Here is a 17,093-nt window from a genome sequence, read left to right as displayed (position 1 = left end):
TCGCCTTGAAAGGGAGAAGGAGAAAGAGAATGCTCCCTTTCCCCCTCCCGCGGTTCTATTTCCTGTATCCGCCCTTCTTCTTATTCGGTTACCCACCAGTTAATCAGGTGGAAGAAATACCCGTAACCCAGCGATGGTTCCGGACGATCTTCTTCCTTCCAGTGAACCCTTGGCCCGGAGCCGATGGCATTACCGTATTGATAAAGGAACACATACGGCAGGTCTGTGGAAATTTCTTTAGCAACTTCTTTATAGATCTCTTGACGTTTGGCTTGATCTACCGTGGAATAACCGTCGACCCACAGTTGGTCGAGCTTCTCGTTTTTGTACCAGCCCACGTTTTGCCCTGCCGGCGGGAAGTACTTGGAGGAGTAAATGCTCTCCGCATCCGGATCCGGCGTGTTCAAGGACCAAGCCAGCAAGATCGCCTGGAATTTACCCGGGTTGACGTTTTGATCGATCCAGGCCGCAAAGTCAATCCCTTTCGGTTTGACTTCAATGCCCACATCCTTCAGGTTTTGCTGAATGACCGCGGCTACTTGTTCGCGGCGGCTATTGCCGGCGTTATATTGGAGCTCGAAGGAGAAACGGTGACCGTCTTTCTCGAGGATGCCGTCTTTGCCTGCCACCCAACCGTCTTCAGCCAACAGTTGTTTCGCTTTCTCCGGATCGTATGCATAGTTGACGGCCGCATCTTTCGGGTCAGCCCACGTATCCGGAAGGAACGGAGCATTCATCAACACGCCGATGCCTTTCAGAATATTGTCGACCATCCCTTGACGGTTGATCGCATAGGCAATCGCCTGTCTTGTCTTTTGGCCATCAAACAGGCCATAGTTGTCCGGGAAGTTCTTCGGATCGAAGTTAAACCCGACATATTCATACGATTGGCCTGGCTTTTGAATGATTCCGATTTTGTCGTTGGCCTTCACGGCCTCGACCTGAGTCACCGGAATGGCGCTGACATGGTCGACATCGCCTTTCAGCAAAGCTTGCACTTCCGTATTTTGATCCGCATAGATCTTATACACGACCTGTTGGATATGCGGTTTCTTCGCTCCCCAATAGTTCGGATCCAGGTCCATCGTATGGCTTTCGCCCTGCTTCCATTGGGTCCATTTCCAAGGACCGTTGGTGACGGTTTTCGCCGGGTCCGTACCGTATGGATCCTTCTGCAGTTCCTTCACCGGGATATCTTTGAGAATATGGGAAGGCACAAGTTCGGTAACCAGCGTATATTGGAACGGTGCATAGACTTGTTTGAGGGTGATATTGACGGTCAGATCGTCAACCTTCGCAATTTTATCCACTTTATCAAATTGGCTAATCCCTGGCGACCCCGTATCCGGATTTCGCACCGTATCAAATGTATAGATAAGATCATCCGCCGTTACCGGCTGTCCGTCACTCCATTTGGCCGTGTCCTTCAGCTTTACGGTATATGTAAGGCCGTCCTCGGAAATCTGCGGAAGCTCCGCCGCCAAAGACCATGGTTCGACGGCTACGTTTCCTTCGCGGTCCAGGTCGTACAACTTGGCGAATAGAAACTGAACTACATCCCCTGAGGACGTATCATTGACAAAGATAGGGTTCACAGTGACAATGTCGGAAAATGTTCCAAGAACAATCGCACCGCCATCCACCGGCTCGTCAGCCGACGGCTCCGTTTCCGGTTCGGTCGTATTCTCGGGGGTCGTATTGTTCTCTGTCGGAGTCGGCGTATTGGAAGCTGTATTATTGGTACTGCAACCCGTAAACAAAATCCCTACCAGCGACAAAATAAGTAAAATGGACCATAAACTCTTCTTGTTAGCCACCATTTAAATGACTCCTCCTCTTAAAATAGATCGTTAAGAACATTCCGTGTACACCAGTTGGCTACCAGTTGGGACTTGCTTTCCGATCTCCCCCTTTAATCGTTCCTCGTTCCTTCGAACAGGCTTCTTTCTACTCCCCTCTTCCGCTTCAGTTTTGGGTCTTACTCAAAGATCCTTAAACAGTGGTTTACATCAAACTACCATTTTGAATGACCATGGATACCGTCGCGAGTGTCGGAACGAGTGTGGATGGGTACGAATGCGGGTAGTAATAAGGTGCGACGAAAGTCCAATATAAACCATCGGTTAATAAGGTCTTAAACCGATCCTTTAGCAGGGAAATTGCACCAGTTGAATTATTGTTCATAATACATGTGAAAATATCTCACGTCAATATCTTTTTTAATCGTTTGTTGGCTCCTTTTTACCCCTGATTTACTAATATTTTATAGAGTTTATTAATATGAAGCGTTTACAAAAAGTTGAACGTTAATTTTTCTTACTCGTACTTTACTGATCATGTTAACAATTTTCGATCTTCTTCTCTTTATTTCGTCATTAGTCGACGCGATCTCCCATCGATTTACTAGGACTTTGTCGTAGATTCTCGATCCAACGTCACTATAGTCCCTTTCCTGATAAATAAAAAACAGCCGAACCCTAAGGTTTGGCTGTCTCTTTAGCAGATCACTGCTTATTCCGTTGTGTAAGGAAGCAATGCGATTTGACGGGAGCGTTTGATGGCAATCGTCAAAAGGCGTTGGTATTTCGCGCTGGTGCCGGTAACACGACGAGGCAAGATTTTGCCGCGTTCGCTGATGAATTTCTTCAACAGCTCCGTATCTTTATAGTCAATGTGAGTAATTTTATTCACAGTGAAGTAGCACACTTTACGACGTTTGTTGCGGCCGCCACGGCGTGCCGGTCTTTTGTCGTCTCCGCCTTCTCTTTGCTTGAAGCTCATGCTTTTCAGTCCTTTCCGTTGTTAAAATGGCAAATCGTCATCCGAAATATCGATCGGTTTCCCGTCATCGGAGAAAGGATCATCCTGATTGCTGCGCGTGAATCCGCCGCCACGGCTGTTGCCGCTGCCGCTGCCGCCTCCAAACGGAGACTCTTCCCGCGTACCGCCGCCACCACCTGCACCGCCCTCGCGGTTCGATTCCAAGAAACGGACATTATCGGCAATAACTTCGGTTACGTATACGCGTTTGCCTTCGTTATTCTCGTAGTTCCGTACTTGAATACGTCCTTCCACAGCCGTTAACCGGCCTTTACGCAAATAGTTCGCGCAAGTCTCGGCAAGCTGTCTCCAGGTTACGACCGGGATAAAATCCGCTTCACGTTCGCCCCCTTGCGAGGTAAACGGTCTGTCCACTGCAAGCGTAAACTGAGTTACCGCTACACCAGCAGGTGTATATCGCAGTTCTGGGTCCCGGGTAAGACGTCCGATGAGAATGACACGGTTCAACAATCAAATCCCCTCCTTCGGGCAATGGTTACTCAAACTTGAATTAGGCTACGTCTTTCGTAATGAGATAACGGATAACCTCGTCGGAAATCTTCAAGATCCGTTCCAGCTCGGCAACTACTTCTGGAGTAGCTGTGAAATTCACGAGAACGTAAACTCCATCACGAACCTTGTTAATCTCATACGCAAGCCGGCGTTTGCCCAACACGTCGTGTTTGGTAATTTCACCGCCGTTTTGGATGATGCCTTGGAATTTTTCGACTGTAGCTTGAACAGCTTCTTGTTCAACGTCAGGACGAATAATGTACATCACTTCGTATTTGCGCATCTGATTCACCTCCTCTTGGACTATGGCCCCCAATACGTATTCCGTTTGGGAGCAAGGAGCGAGCGTAAACTCGCACCATAGTAGTATATCAAATCGGACGCGGCTGTGCAAGAACCCAAAACCTGCCGCTTTCAGCTAATGGGATAATCATGATCGCGATTCCTCTGCTGCGCTTTCCCATGCCCCAAACCTCTCCTCACTTCGCTTTTATGCTTGTAAATAATTATCGGTGCCTTACAGTACATGAGATGAAGCCCCTCCGGCAAACACTAAGCGTGGATTCCAATGTTGAGGCTGAAAGGAGGCACGACGTATGGGCGAACAAACGGAATTTGAGGAAGGCATGCGCGCTCCAAACCCGGGGGTATATGTTGAGGTCGGCGAGGCGCGAAGTTTTCATACACAAATTCAAAATCCAAAGCGAATCACGATGAAGAAGGGCGAGAAATTCCCTGAGACATCAAACAAAGACCGTAAGTGGAAGAAGGAAGAAAAAGCCCGGGTGCATTAATCATTTTCCTTTGTCAAAATGGATGTGTATAAAATAACGATACCTGCACATAATACAATCGACGGCGAGCAAGAGAGGTGTGGTTCCGTTGGTCCGTTTAAAGGGTTCCGCGAGAAACAAACCGCAAGGAGATCTTGTTCACGACTTGTAGAAGCGTCAGATCACGAATTTAGTGAAGACCCCTCTTCCCTGATTCGTGCTTGCTAAGGCAAACATCGAAGGGTTTCTGTTTGTCGCTGAGGAAAGAAATCCAAAAATCAGTTCGCCGTCAACCAGTGGAAGGACCCGCAAGGGTCCTTCTTTCCTTTTGGGACGAATTGAACGTAAAACAAAAAACTCTTACGCTAAACGTAAGAGTTCGTCTGATTTACAATGAATGGCGGAGAGGGTGGGATTCGAACCCACGCACGCCTTGCGACGCCTAGTTGATTTCGAGTCAACCCCCTTGGGCCTCTTGGGTACCTCTCCACAGCAAGAATGATTGTACCATGAATTCATTCCGAATGCAATAGAGGGTATCCTTTATTCCATAAATTGCTTATTCCCCGGACGTTAACGATCCGTCCGATCCCGTTTCTTCCTGTGCGGGAGCAGCCGAACGGAGCACTTTACGCAGGTTTTTCTCGAACTTGGCGCGGGGCACCAGCACACTATGCTTGCAGCCAACGCATTTAATGCGGATATCCATGCCCATCCGGATAATTTCCATTTCATTGCTGCCGCAGGGATGGTTTTTTTTCATTTGCACGATGTCGCCCAACTGAAAAGCTTTACGCTCCATGGCTCATTCCCCCAATCTGTTCCTTATCTATTCAACCTTCATCCTACATTCCTGCGTTCATTTCGTCCTGCTCCAACGCTTCTTTGGCGTAGGTCTGGATCTGCCGCTCGACTTCGGCTCGGATGGACGGCGGGCACTCGACCGCGATCCGAAGGACGTATTCGCTTGCCGTTAACGACTGGATGCCCAAGACGCTGGGGACCTGAGGGATTTGCCCCTGCTCCTCCTTCAAGCGCTGCATGGCCCCTTGGAGAAGCTCTACGCACCCCTCCAGTTTCTTGGTGTTGCTGAACGGCAGGTCAACCACGGCCAACGCTGTCCCGACCGAGAAATTCGTCACGTTCGTAATCATCCCGTTAGGAATGATATGAACCTCCCCCGTCCAGCTCACCAACCGTGTAGAACGCAGCCCGATAATTTCCACGGTTCCCTTGAGGGTGCCCGTCTGAATGACATCGCCTACGGCAAACTGATCCTCCAGGATAATGAAAAACCCGGTAATGACATCCTTCACCAAACTCTGGGCGCCAAAACCAATCGCCAGACCAAGAACTCCTGCACCCGCCAGCAGCGGAGCCAGTTCAAAGCCCATTTCGCCCAGCACCAACATGACCATAATGAAGTTGCTGGTGATGGAAGTGACGTTTTTTAGCAGCTCGCCAACCGTAACTAACCGGCGGGGATTCATCTGCAGCCGGCTTTTTTCCCGTTTCTGCAATGACCGATCGATCAGGCCGAATACGACGTGAACAAACAATCGGGTTAATGCAAAAATGATGATGATTTTAATCCCCGCATATAACACATTCATCCACTTATCCATATCTGTAAACCAATTCCATATATTATCTCTCCAGGTGGTTACCGTTTCAGCAGCATCCTGGATGACTCCGGATTCTTTCGCTAGCAGCATATCTATCAATCCTTTTTAAGAGGTTGTTCAAGACGTCATCTTTCCATGACGAAGCAGGGCACGTGAAGTGGACTCGACGTTTGAATTCAGCCGGGCTAAGCGGCTACTTCCAAGGCATGTTCCTACGGAACATTATAGCTTGATGCTATCATAGCCCATCCCCTGGCGGGAGTAAATCCCCCGGATCTCTACCGATTCCGAAGCGACGATCTCTTTAACCATGTCTAAAGACGTATGCGGGAATCGAATCGATAACGCGCACCCTGCGGTGATTTCTTTGGGGGTGGGGCATAAATCGATTTCTACCTCCGCATATTCCAACAGCATTTCGGCTCGCAGGGCTTGCTGCGTTGAGTCAAAGGCCATCACCAACCATTCCTCTTCCACTTCGATCCCCTCCTTTTTCCCCAATGAGACTTTCGTACGAGTATATAATAAGCGTTTCTTCCATATACTATCTACTAAATCTTTGAAGTGCGGACCGTCGCACTTGATCCTCTGCGGAAAGGAAGATTCCATGTCACAGATTCAACCGACGATTCCAGGACAAGAAATTCCTTATTTGAAAATCCCCCATACCGAACCCGGCATTCATTCGGCGATCATCCACCGGTTGCTTCTGCATTTTGGACAGGTTACCCCAGGTCAAGACATCGTGATCGTTTGCATCGGGACGGACCGTTCCACCGGCGATTGCCTGGGCCCCTTGGTCGGCAGCGCTTTGGCCAAGTATCACAGCCCGAACTTTTACCTTTACGGCACCCTGGAGGAGCCGGTACATGCCATGAATTTGAAAGAAACTCTGGACGAAATCCACTCCCGATTTGTCGATCCGTACATTATCAGCATCGATGCCTGCCTCGGCCAAACCTCCAGCGTAGGTTCCATTCAGGTCGTCCAAGGCCCCCTGCGTCCCGGCGCAGGCGTGAATAAAGAATTACCGCCGGTCGGCGATATCCATCTTACGGGCATCGTCAATGTCGGCGGCTTCATGGAATACTTCGTATTGCAAAATACGCGTCTAAGTCTGGTCATGCGACTTTCAGAAATCATTTCGAATTGCTTATATACCGCGATTAAGGAGTGGACCCGGGGGGCGTTTTCCCTTGCCCGGCGAGAGCTATAGCTTCACGCTCTTCCGGAGAAAGCGCATGCGGCGACTCCCCTTTCTCCAGGCCTTTGGCATACACGAAGGAACCATCGCGATTATAAAGACCAGTGAGAACAACGCCATCCTGCTGATCGTTGACGAACGCGATCGAGAAGCTCAGATCGTTCCCTTTTTCGCCAAAAGCATTATATCGTTTGATGCCGATTTTCGACTTTTGCATCGGAATCCATTTTCGGATTTGTACAAGCTGCTGCCCTTGCTCTTCTTGAAGGTCTTCGATTTTACCTTGTTGCATTTTTAAATCGATCAGCAGGCTTTCCAGATCTTCTACGCCTGCACCCTTCATCATCAATTCGTATCGCTTCTTCATCTTGCGCAACTTGCTTCCTTGGATCAGATTCCAGACCAAAAGCCATAAAATCAGGAGAACTAAACCTCCGACGATCCAGCTTAATTGCTCAAAGATGAGATCATTCCATTCCCGCATGCGACTGTCTACTCCTCTTTGCTTGAGATCAATTGAACATTTTTAAGATTGCATCGATTAGAACTTGAAGCTCTTCCTCTGTCGTCTCATATCCCACACTGGCTCGGACGGCTCCGCCTTGCAGAGTTCCGGCCGTTTGGTGGCCTAATGGCGTGCAGTGATAGCCGGCACGAACGGCAATGCCATATTCCCTGTCCAGCTTAAACGCGACCTCAGAAGCATCTCGCCCATCGATCGTAAACGATACGATGCCGGTTCTCGGCTGTCCGATTCCCGGGCCGATCAGACATACTCCAGGAACGGTCTTCAGCTCCTTCATTAAATACTGGGTGAGCTCCCATTCCCGGCGATGGATTTGCTCCACTCCCCGCTCCAGAACCGTCCCTACGCCGGCACCTAATCCGGCAATTCCCGGCGTATTTGCGGTACCTGCTTCGTAACGGTCAGGCCGAACGGACGGCTGCTCGCTTTCCTCCGATTGACTGCCTGTCCCTCCATGCAGCAGCGGCTCCAAGTCAATCTCCGGATGAATGTAAAGACCCCCAGTTCCTTGAGGCCCAAGCAAGCCTTTATGTCCCGGAAAAGCAAGCAGATCTATCCCCATCTCTTGTACGTTCACCGGGTAGCACCCCGCGGTTTGCGCAGCATCTACCAAAATAACGGCTCCATGGGCATGAGCAATCCGGCTTAAATCTTGAATCGGCAAAATGCATCCGAGCAAATTCGAACTATGAGAACATACAAGTAAACGTGTACGGGGATTAAAAAGTTTCTCCACCTGGCGTAAATCCAGTTGGCCCTGGCGATCCACTTCGGCATAATCGACTTGGACGCCCCGAGTTCGTTTTAGAAATTCTAACGGACGTCTTACCGAATTGTGCTCGACCGTCGTAGCTACAACATGATCTCCCGGTTTTAGCAAACCCTTAATGGCCAAGTTCAAAGCCGAGGTTGCGTTAGAGGTTAACGCGATATCGTTAGGATTCGGAACCCCAAACAATCTTGCTAGCTTGACTCGGGTGTCGTACAATACCCTTCCCGCTTGCAGCGCCATCCCGTGATTTCCGCGTCCTGCATTGGCAGCTGGTCCGTTTAGTATTTCCAACATAACCTCTCCTACCCTAGGAGGTTTTGGCCAAGATGTGGCTGCATGATCCAGGTAGATGACCGGTTTCGACTCGCGCAACGACGATTCCTCCTTGGGTATCAGATGACAACCAAGAAATGACATACCCTTCTTTCTCAAGCCCCTTGCTGAAGGCTATCCAAAAGATGGATATGTCATTTCATTTATTGCTAGCTCAGCATATCAAGCAATCGTTGCAGATCCTGCTGGCTGTAATAGTTAATTTCGATTTTGCCTTTGTCTTTATTCGCCTTGATTTTGACAGTCGTTTTATATCGTTCGCGCAAGTTCTCTTCGACTTCCTCGATATAAGGATCCCGTTTCTTGCCCGCAGCTTTTGTTTTCTCCTGCTTCTTGCGATCCAGTTGTTGAACCGCGTCCTCCAGATCCCGAACGCTCCACTCATGGTCAATGCATTGTTTGGCCAATTGTTTAATCGTAGCTGGATCTTTTAAGCCGACCAACGCCCGAGCATGTCCCATGGATAATGTTCCACGTGAAACATATTCTTTAACTTCCTCTGGCAAGGAGAGCAACCGCAAAAAGTTAGCGATATGAGAACGGGACTTCCCTACCTTCATCGAAAGTTCTTCTTGCGTTAATTGGAATTGATCCATCAACCCTTGATAGGCCACGGCCACTTCCATCGCATTCAGATTCTCCCGTTGCAAGTTCTCGATAAGCGCAATTTCCATAACCTGCTGGTCTGAAAAACTTCGAACCACTGCCGGAATCGTCGCATTTCCGCAAAATTGCGAAGCGCGGTACCGCCGTTCCCCGGCGATAATTTCATAACCCTTAAGGACGCTGCGTACAATAATCGGTTGAATAACCCCATGCTGCCGAATCGATTCGGCCAATTCCCGTATTGCCTCCTCGTCAAAGGTTTTACGTGGTTGATACGGATTGGCACGAAGCTGATTGAGCGGGATCTCAATAACCTTGTCATCATCCTGGATGGATAGCGCCGGGATCAAGGCATCTAGTCCTTTCCCCAATCGTTTATTCATAAGATACCACTTCCTTTGCCAGCTCAAGATAAACTTCCGCGCCCTTCGAACGAGGGTCATACGTAATAATCGATTGACCATGGGACGGTGCTTCGCTTAACCGCACATTACGCGGGATAACGGTCTTATACACCTTCTGTTGGAAGTACTTCTTAACCTCTTCAATCACTTGGATACCTAAGTTCGTTCTTGCATCAAACATCGTCAACAGCACCCCTTCGATTTGCAGGGACGTGTTTAAATGTTTTTGAACCAAGCGTACCGTGTTGAGCAATTGGCTGAGTCCTTCCAAAGCGTAATATTCGCACTGAATGGGAATAAGCACGGAATCTGCGGCAGTCAACGAATTGATCGTTAATATGCCAAGCGAAGGCGGGCAATCAATCAAGATATAATCGTATAAATGACGAATCGGCTGCAACGATTTCTTAAGTCTTACTTCACGCGAAATCGTTGGTACCAATTCGATTTCCGCACCGGCCAATTGAATCGTAGCCGGGATGATATGCAAGTTTTCAATTTCCGTCTGTGCGATCGCTTCTTTAGGATGAACCTCATTGATCAACACATCATAAATGCAATTCGCAACATCCGCTTTATTAATGCCAACACCACTAGTCGTGTTCCCCTGGGGGTCAATATCGATCAGCAGCACTTTTTTTCCGATGGCCGCTAGTCCTGCTCCCAAATTGACGGAAGTCGTCGTTTTTCCGACGCCTCCTTTTTGGTTAGCTATGGCTATGATTTTAGACAATCCAGTTCACCTCAATATAATAGAAGAATCTCTTTGTAGTCCTCATGTACGCAATCTAAGCTGCCGCCACAAAAAGACCTAAAGCAATGCGTGGTGAATACACCTGCTGGTCGATATCGATCATGGTTGTGCATGAACCGAAAAATACGCCTCATATGCGAATCATGCCATGCATAATCCACATGTGGATAACGCGATTTTCTCCTGCCCAAGCTACTCATCCAAGACCGAAAAAGAAGCTGACCTGCAACCTCGCGGTTAGGGTCAGCGAGTGATTTTATGAACGTTTCGGAATTTGAATCACAATTTCATAATGATCTTCATGATCCTTTTCTTCCGTTTTAATTTGCAATCCCGAACCGGTAACCATGTCGATCGACTGGCGAATCGTATTTAAGGCCAATCGGACATCTTTCGTAAAGGAGATTCGTTTCGATGGGGATTTCTTGTTTTTGGCTACTTCCTTGTAGAAGACAATGCGGGCTTCCGTTTGTTTTACATTCAATTCTTTGCTGATGATTTCGCCCAAAACCTTGATCTGCAGTTCTTCCGAATCCAACGACAATAAAGCACGCGCATGACGCTCTGTAATTTTCCGTTCCATCAGCGCCGTCTTTACGTCCTCCGGAAGCTGCAGGAGCCTAATCTTGTTGGCGATCGTCGATTGACTCTTCCCAAGACGTTGAGCCAAACTCTCTTGGGTTAGCTGATGCAAGTCGATTAAGTTCTGGTAAGCTAGGGCCTCTTCAATCGAGGTGAGCCCTTCTCTTTGAAGATTCTCGATCAAGGCGATGGATGCGGCTTGCGAATCGTTGAAGTCGCGCAGGATTGCAGGAATGGTCTCCAAACCCAGCTTTTTGACGGCTCGCCAGCGACGCTCCCCGGCAATAATCTCATACTTCTCATTCCGGTAACGAACAACGATCGGTTGAATCACGCCATGAGTACGAATCGTTTGGCAGAGCTCATCGATTTTCTCGTCGTCAAAGATCGTCCGCGGCTGATAGGGACTGCCGACAATTTCCTCCACCGGAATTTGTCTTACTTCATCTCCGCTGCTTCGTTCGGTTAGCCCAAACAATTTAGAAAATTGTTCTTTCATTCCGTCAATTACCACCTAGTTTCATAGTGACATAAGGCCAAGCCTTACGGATCATCCCCGCGGGATGACATTGCTCTAAACGAAATGCATTGTTTAAAAACCCGATATATCTATTCTACCACTTTTTCCTCTATAATCCTATTCTCTAATTGAGAGAAGTTGTAGAAAAGAAGGTGGATTTGCTTCTAGAAAGACAAAAAATCCCCCTTAGCTATGTTTCACGTGGAACAATTTGCTAAGGGGGTGCAAAGCTATCCTTATACCAAAGGCGTCTTGGCCGGCGTTCCCGCTTTTCTAGGATATTTCTTAGGCGTAGGAGCCGTTTTTTGGATGATCACCAAATGACGTTCCGAATGGTCCAGTGGAAGTGAAAACTCCGGTGTGCTGATCCACTTGCCTTTAAGTTCGGATAAACTGCGGGCGGCTTCCTTCACTTCATCCTCCGGATTACTGCCCTTCATGGCCACGAACAAACCCTTAGGTTTAGCGAATGGCAGACAAAACTCGTTAAGTATCGCCATACGGGCAACTGCCCGGGCAGTTACCAAGTCGAAAGCATCGCGGAGCTCTTCCTGCCGACCCAAGTCCTCGGCACGCCCATGCAGCAAACGCACTTGCGATAAACCCAATTCATTGACCACATGCTGCAAAAACTGGATCCGTTTGTTCAAAGAGTCCACGATCGTTAGCTGCAAATGTGGATAACAAATTTTTAAGGGAATGCCAGGAAAACCCGCTCCGGACCCGATATCCGCCAGAGAACCGATCTCCCCCATCGGAACATGGAAAGCCAAACTGACTGAATCGTAAAAATGCTTAATATAGACCTGCTCCCGTTCAGTGATCCCGGTCAGGTTCATCTTTTCGTTCCATTCAACCAACACTTCGTAATATCGTTCGAATTGGTTCAACTGCTCCTCCGACACCTCGATGGCATGACTCTGGAGCAGCGTGCAAAACTGGGCTTGTATCGAATCCAATGGTTACCCTCCTGCAGCCGTGACCCGGTTATAATGCTCTAGATACACCAGCAAAATGGAGATATCCGCCGGCGTGACCCCCGAAATCCGAGAAGCTTGCCCGATCGAGATCGGCCGGATTTTGGACAGCTTTTGCCGCGCTTCGATAGCCAGGCCTTGAATATCGTCATAGTTGATCGATTCGGGAATTTTCTTCTTTTCCATTTTTTGTAATCTTTCAACATGAATCAATTGTTTTTCGATATAACCGGCATACTTGATTTGAATCTCAACTTGCTCCTGCATCTCTTCGTCGAGCTCAATCTCGGACGGAGAAATCGTAGCGATATGCGCATACGTCACTTCCGGACGCCGCAAAATGGTGAGCAGATTGCTTCCGTCCTGAATCGGCGCCGAACCGATCGACTCCAACAGCGGATTGATTTCGGTAGGACGTACCTTCGTCGACTTCAATCGTTCAATCTCTTGCTCGACCTTCTGTTTCTTATCCAAAAACCGCGCATACCGCTCATCCGAGATCAACCCGATTTCATGGCCCAGCGGCGTCAGGCGCAAATCCGCATTGTCGTGACGGAGCAGCAGCCGGTATTCGGCGCGGGAAGTAAGCAAGCGGTACGGCTCGTTGGTACCCTTGGTTACCAAGTCGTCGATCAATACGCCGATATAGCCTTGCGAGCGGTCAAGCACAACCGGCTCCTTGCCTTGGACCTTGCGTGCGGCGTTGATCCCGGCCATAATACCTTGTCCCGCCGCTTCTTCGTAACCGGAAGTCCCGTTGATTTGCCCCGCCGTAAACAGGCCAGGCAATCGCTTCGTCTCCAGAGAAGGCCACAGCTGGGTTGGCACAACCGCGTCGTATTCGATCGCATAACCGGTCCGCATCATTTGCACGTTTTGCAAGCCCGGTACGGAACGCAGCATTTTCAACTGAACCTCTTCCGGCATGCTGGTGGAGAAGCCTTGCACATAATACTCCGACGTATTTTTGCCTTCCGGCTCCAGGAAAATCTGATGTTTCGGTTTATCGCTAAACCGCACGATTTTGTCCTCGATGGACGGACAATACCGGGGACCGGTACCTTCAATCACGCCGGAGAACATCGGAGCCCGATGCAGGTTGTCCGTAATGATCTTATGCGTCTCTTCGGAAGTATAAGTCAGCCAGCAAGGCAGCTGTTCATTGTCCGATTCCTTGGTCTCATAGGAAAAAAACTTCGGCTTCTCGTCCCCCGGTTGAATCTCCGTTTGCGAGAAGTCAATCGAGTCCTTATGCACCCGCGGCGGCGTCCCCGTCTTGAAGCGAACCAGATCAAAACCCAGCTCCTTCAAGTTTTGCGACAGGCGTACCGACGGCTGTTGGTTGTTTGGACCACTTTCGTACATCAGCTCACCCATGATGATTTTCCCGCGCAAATACGTACCGGTCGTCAGCACGACCGCATTCGCCCGATACTCCGCGCCGGTCTTCGTGATCACGCCTACGCATTGGCCGTCCTCGACGATCAGCTCCTCGACCATCCCCTGGAGCATCGTCAGATTCGGCTCCTTCTCCATCGTTTCCTTCATCGCATGTTGATACAAGAACTTATCCGCCTGCGCGCGCAGCGCATGAACGGCCGGGCCTTTCCCGGTATTAAGCATCCGCATTTGGATGAACGTTTTGTCGATGTTGCGGCCCATTTCGCCGCCCAAGGCATCAACCTCGCGTACGACGTGGCCTTTTGCCGGACCTCCGATCGAAGGATTGCACGGCATAAAAGCAACCATATCCAAATTGATCGTGACCATCAGCGTACGGCAGCCCATTCGCGCTGCAGCCAATGCCGCCTCGCAGCCTGCGTGCCCCGCGCCAACCACGATCACCTCATAGTTTCCGGCAGCGTAACCCATAGATCGTCAACCTCCTTTACCCTACACCATTCAAACTCTATCCGTATCATCATACCATGAACAAGCGCCGCTGATACCAGAGGCCGTTTATTTCCCCAAGCAGAATTGCGAAAAAATCTGATCAATCAACGCATCCGGCGCCGAATCTCCGATCACTTCACCCAGTTGCTCCCATGCGTACCGCACGTCAATTTGCAAAATATCGATCGGTATGCCGCTATCTGCCGCCTCGTAAGCATCCGCCAGGGATTGCTTGGCCTTCTTCAGCAAGGCGATATGCCGCACGTTGCTGACATACGTCAGGTCATTCGACTCCAGCTTCCCGCCGAAGAACAAACGGGCGATCGCCTCCTCCAGATGATCCAGCCCTTCCTCCGTTTTGACCGACAATTCGACGATCGCTTCCTCGGGAAAATAACGCCGGACCACCTCCCGATCCAACTGCTGCGGTAAATCGATTTTATTCAAAAGAACGATCGTGGACCGTCCCTTCAGTTGCTCCATTAAGGCGATTTCGTCCTCATGCAGCGCCTCGGCGCTATTGAGCACGAGCAGGATCAGGTCCGCTTCGCTCACCGCCGCTTTGGAGCGCTCCACGCCGATCTGCTCGACGACGTCCATCGTCTCGCGGATCCCCGCCGTGTCGAGCAGCTTCAGCGGGATATTGTTGATCGTCACATATTCTTCGATCACGTCCCGCGTCGTGCCGGGGATATCGGTGACGATCGCTTTATTCTCGCGGGCCAGGGCATTCATCAGCGAGGATTTGCCGACATTCGGGCGACCGACGATCGCCGTCGTAATTCCCTCGCGCAAAATCTTGCCCTGATCCGCCGTCTTCAGCAGCACGTCGATGCCTTCCGACACCTCCGCGCATTTCTCCTTGATAAACGCCATCGTCATCGATTCCACGTCATGCTCCGGATAATCGATGTTCACTTCGATATGCGCCAGCGTTTCGATCAGCGTGTGGCGCAGCTTACCGATTTGGCGCGACAGCTGGCCTTCGACCTGCTTGAGCGCCACGGAGAACGCCCGATCCGACTTGGAGCGGATCAGGTCGATGACCGCCTCCGCCTGCGACAAGTCGATCCGCCCGTTCAGGAACGCGCGTTTCGTGAACTCGCCCGGCTCGGCGAGGCGAATGCCGCGCTGCTGGAGCAGCAGATCCATCACGCGTTTGACGGAGATGATCCCGCCGTGCGTGCTAATCTCCACCACGTCTTCCGTGGTGAAGGAGCGCGGCGCGCGAAAGACGCTGACGAGCACCTCCTCGAGCTTGTCGCCCGTCGCCGGGTCCACGATAAAGCCATAGTGTACCGTATGGCTTTCCGCCTCCGGCAGCGCCGTCTTGGCGCGGAATAACCGCCCCACTTCGGCGATCGCCTCCGGCCCGCTGACGCGGATCACGGCGATGCCACTTTCGCCCACCGCCGTCGATATTGCTGCAATTGTATCGCTAAGCATTTGCTTCACCTCGCTAGTTGTTTTTGAAAACCGTTCGTGAATTTCTCAGCTCCGCTGGTCGTATGATCCTACGATCGCTGTTGTTCGCGGATTTCTTGGATTGGACTAAATTCAAAAGTTGTAGAAATCCGCTCACAAAGGCGAACGCTCCGCTTCTTCGGATTCATACGCCCCTCTCCGCCCTCAATTCACTCATACCCTGGAAGCATAACCCTCATGCCTTACTCCAACGTGAGCGCATCTCCGCAGGAGACAGCGCCTCCTTGCTCGTAGTCACGCCTCAACCGCCTACTGCCTATCCACGCTCTCCTCGGAGTACCCGCCCTCACGCCTTACTCCAACGTAAGCGCATCTCCGCAGGAGACAGCGCCTCCTTGCTCGTAGTCACGCCTCAACCGCCTACTGCCTATCCACGCTCTCCTCGGAGCACCCGCCCCCACGCCTTACTCCAACGTGAGCGCATCTCCGCAGGAGACAGCGCCTCCTTGCTCGTAGTCATGCCTCGACCACCTACTGCCTATCCACGCTCTCCTCGGAGCATCCGCCCCACGCCTTACTCCAGCGTGAGCGCATCTCCGCAGGAGGCAGCGCCTCCTTGCTCGTAGTCACGCCTCAACCGCCTATCGCCTATCCACTCTCTCCTCGAAGCATCCGCCCCCACGCCTTACTCCAAGCCTAAGCGCATCTCCGCAGGAGACAGCGCCTCCTTGCTCGTAGTCACGCCTCGACCACCTACTGCCTATCCACTCTCTCCTCGGAGCATCCGCCCCCACGCCTTACTCCAACGTGAGCGCATCTCCGCAGGAGACAGCGCCTCCTTGCTCGTAGTCACGACTCAACCGCCTACTGCCTATCCACGCTCTCGTCGGAGCATCCGCCCCCACAACCAGCAGGAGCTGCAAAGTAGAGGCGGGCCCCGTAGGGGCGAGAAGCCGGCTCCGATCAACCTAGACCCTCAGGCGCATCGACAGCAGCAGTTGTGAGCAGCACGGTTTACCAGGTATCCCGGGTGCTCCCCAAGTAAGACGTACCCCGTAGGGGGGAAAAGCGTTCCATGCACCCAACGTAAAGCGTATCCCCGAAGGGGACAGCGAGCAGGAGCGCTTCTTTCCCTCCTACGTTCCTCCTATTTGCGGGAGCCCAGAGGGCAGCAGGCCCTCGGACACCCTCCCTTACGGTAAGGGAGGGATGGGGAGGGTTGAGACCCGAAGGGGACAGCGAGCAGGAGCGCCTCTCTCCCTCCCACGTTCCTCCTATTTGCGGGAGCCCAGAGGGCAGCAAGCCCTCGGACACCCTCCCTTACGGTAAGGGAGGGATGGGGAGGGTTGAGCCCATTAAAAAACGC

17 protein-coding genes and 1 tRNA gene are annotated in these 17,093 nt (G+C 50.9%); 2 read left to right on the top strand and 16 right to left on the bottom strand.

Annotation, left to right across the window (positions count from 1 at the left end; all coding sequences use genetic code 11):
* Positions 1-80: 80 nt before the first annotated feature.
* The 4 genes from MJ257_RS15635 to rpsF all read right to left on the bottom strand — a co-directional run bounded on the left by MJ257_RS15635 (position 81) and on the right by rpsF (position 3,616).
* The gene (locus tag MJ257_RS15635) at positions 81-1,820 is read right to left on the bottom strand and encodes a peptide-binding protein (protein ID WP_240270115.1); all 1,740 of its coding nucleotides are present in this window, start codon (positions 1,818-1,820) and stop codon (positions 81-83) included.
* 691 nt (positions 1,821-2,511) lie between these two features.
* Entirely contained in the window at positions 2,512-2,781 is a 270-nt protein-coding gene (gene rpsR / locus MJ257_RS15630; protein WP_009223360.1) for a 30S ribosomal protein S18, read from the bottom strand.
* A gap of 21 nt (positions 2,782-2,802) precedes the next feature.
* Entirely contained in the window at positions 2,803-3,291 is a 489-nt protein-coding gene (ssb, locus tag MJ257_RS15625) for a single-stranded DNA-binding protein (protein ID WP_240270114.1), read from the bottom strand.
* A 40-nt stretch (positions 3,292-3,331) separates the two neighbouring features.
* A complete protein-coding gene (rpsF, locus tag MJ257_RS15620) occupies positions 3,332-3,616 on the bottom strand; it encodes a 30S ribosomal protein S6 (protein ID WP_059041236.1) in 285 nt (94 codons plus the stop codon).
* A gap of 313 nt (positions 3,617-3,929) precedes the next feature.
* Here rpsF and MJ257_RS15615 point away from each other — a divergent pair, with 313 nt between their 5' ends.
* Positions 3,930-4,127 (top strand): YjzC family protein, encoded by a 198-nt coding sequence (locus MJ257_RS15615; protein WP_178020891.1) that lies wholly within the window; start codon positions 3,930-3,932, stop codon positions 4,125-4,127.
* Positions 4,128-4,504: 377 nt separating this feature from the next.
* On the opposite strand, the gene MJ257_RS15610 is transcribed toward MJ257_RS15615, so the two are convergent.
* The 4 genes from MJ257_RS15610 to MJ257_RS15595 form a co-directional block, all read right to left on the bottom strand.
* Positions 4,505-4,595, bottom strand: a tRNA-Ser gene (locus MJ257_RS15610).
* Between the two features lie 70 nt (positions 4,596-4,665).
* Complete coding sequence (locus MJ257_RS15605) at positions 4,666-4,908, bottom strand: DUF951 domain-containing protein (protein WP_240270113.1); 243 nt, start codon at positions 4,906-4,908, stop codon at positions 4,666-4,668.
* Between the two features lie 43 nt (positions 4,909-4,951).
* Positions 4,952-5,821 carry a mechanosensitive ion channel family protein gene (locus MJ257_RS15600; RefSeq protein WP_240270111.1) on the bottom strand — a complete coding sequence of 290 codons (870 nt, stop codon included), beginning with the start codon at positions 5,819-5,821 and terminating at the stop codon, positions 4,952-4,954.
* A gap of 132 nt (positions 5,822-5,953) precedes the next feature.
* Positions 5,954-6,187 (bottom strand): putative Se/S carrier protein, encoded by a 234-nt coding sequence (locus tag MJ257_RS15595; protein ID WP_240270143.1) that lies wholly within the window; start codon positions 6,185-6,187, stop codon positions 5,954-5,956.
* Positions 6,188-6,338: 151 nt separating this feature from the next.
* Here MJ257_RS15595 and yyaC point away from each other — a divergent pair, with 151 nt between their 5' ends.
* Complete coding sequence (gene yyaC / locus MJ257_RS15590) at positions 6,339-6,947, top strand: spore protease YyaC (RefSeq protein WP_240270110.1); 609 nt, start codon at positions 6,339-6,341, stop codon at positions 6,945-6,947.
* On the opposite strand, the gene MJ257_RS15585 is transcribed toward yyaC, so the two are convergent.
* The 8 genes from MJ257_RS15585 to mnmE all read right to left on the bottom strand — a co-directional run bounded on the left by MJ257_RS15585 (position 6,898) and on the right by mnmE (position 15,748).
* The gene (locus tag MJ257_RS15585; protein WP_240270109.1) at positions 6,898-7,419 is read right to left on the bottom strand and encodes a DUF4446 family protein; all 522 of its coding nucleotides are present in this window, start codon (positions 7,417-7,419) and stop codon (positions 6,898-6,900) included. The genes yyaC and MJ257_RS15585 overlap by 50 nt on opposite strands.
* 28 nt (positions 7,420-7,447) lie before the next feature.
* On the bottom strand, positions 7,448-8,650 hold the full coding sequence (locus tag MJ257_RS15580) for an aminotransferase class V-fold PLP-dependent enzyme (protein ID WP_270406395.1): 1,203 nt from the start codon (positions 8,648-8,650) through the stop codon (positions 7,448-7,450).
* A 65-nt stretch (positions 8,651-8,715) separates the two neighbouring features.
* On the bottom strand, positions 8,716-9,555 hold the full coding sequence (locus tag MJ257_RS15575) for a ParB/RepB/Spo0J family partition protein (protein WP_240270141.1): 840 nt from the start codon (positions 9,553-9,555) through the stop codon (positions 8,716-8,718).
* Entirely contained in the window at positions 9,548-10,309 is a 762-nt protein-coding gene (locus MJ257_RS15570) for a ParA family protein (protein ID WP_240270107.1), read from the bottom strand. Before MJ257_RS15570 ends, MJ257_RS15575 begins: the two co-directional genes overlap by 8 nt.
* A gap of 277 nt (positions 10,310-10,586) precedes the next feature.
* The gene (gene noc, locus MJ257_RS15565; RefSeq protein WP_240270105.1) at positions 10,587-11,411 is read right to left on the bottom strand and encodes a nucleoid occlusion protein; all 825 of its coding nucleotides are present in this window, start codon (positions 11,409-11,411) and stop codon (positions 10,587-10,589) included.
* Positions 11,412-11,668: 257 nt separating this feature from the next.
* Positions 11,669-12,391 carry a 16S rRNA (guanine(527)-N(7))-methyltransferase RsmG gene (rsmG, locus tag MJ257_RS15560; protein WP_240270104.1) on the bottom strand — a complete coding sequence of 241 codons (723 nt, stop codon included), beginning with the start codon at positions 12,389-12,391 and terminating at the stop codon, positions 11,669-11,671.
* Positions 12,392-12,394: 3 nt separating this feature from the next.
* A complete protein-coding gene (gene mnmG / locus MJ257_RS15555; RefSeq protein WP_240270103.1) occupies positions 12,395-14,281 on the bottom strand; it encodes a tRNA uridine-5-carboxymethylaminomethyl(34) synthesis enzyme MnmG in 1,887 nt (628 codons plus the stop codon).
* Positions 14,282-14,368: 87 nt separating this feature from the next.
* Positions 14,369-15,748 carry a tRNA uridine-5-carboxymethylaminomethyl(34) synthesis GTPase MnmE gene (gene mnmE, locus MJ257_RS15550; protein ID WP_240270102.1) on the bottom strand — a complete coding sequence of 460 codons (1,380 nt, stop codon included), beginning with the start codon at positions 15,746-15,748 and terminating at the stop codon, positions 14,369-14,371.
* Between the last annotated feature and the right edge of the window lie 1,345 nt (positions 15,749-17,093).

This window comes from Paenibacillus timonensis (assembly GCF_022427145.1).
Taxonomy (GTDB): Bacteria; Bacillota; Bacilli; order Paenibacillales; family Paenibacillaceae; genus Fontibacillus; species Fontibacillus timonensis.
The sequence above is the reverse complement of the archived record's forward strand: the minus strand, read 5'-3'. Positions and strand labels throughout refer to the sequence as shown.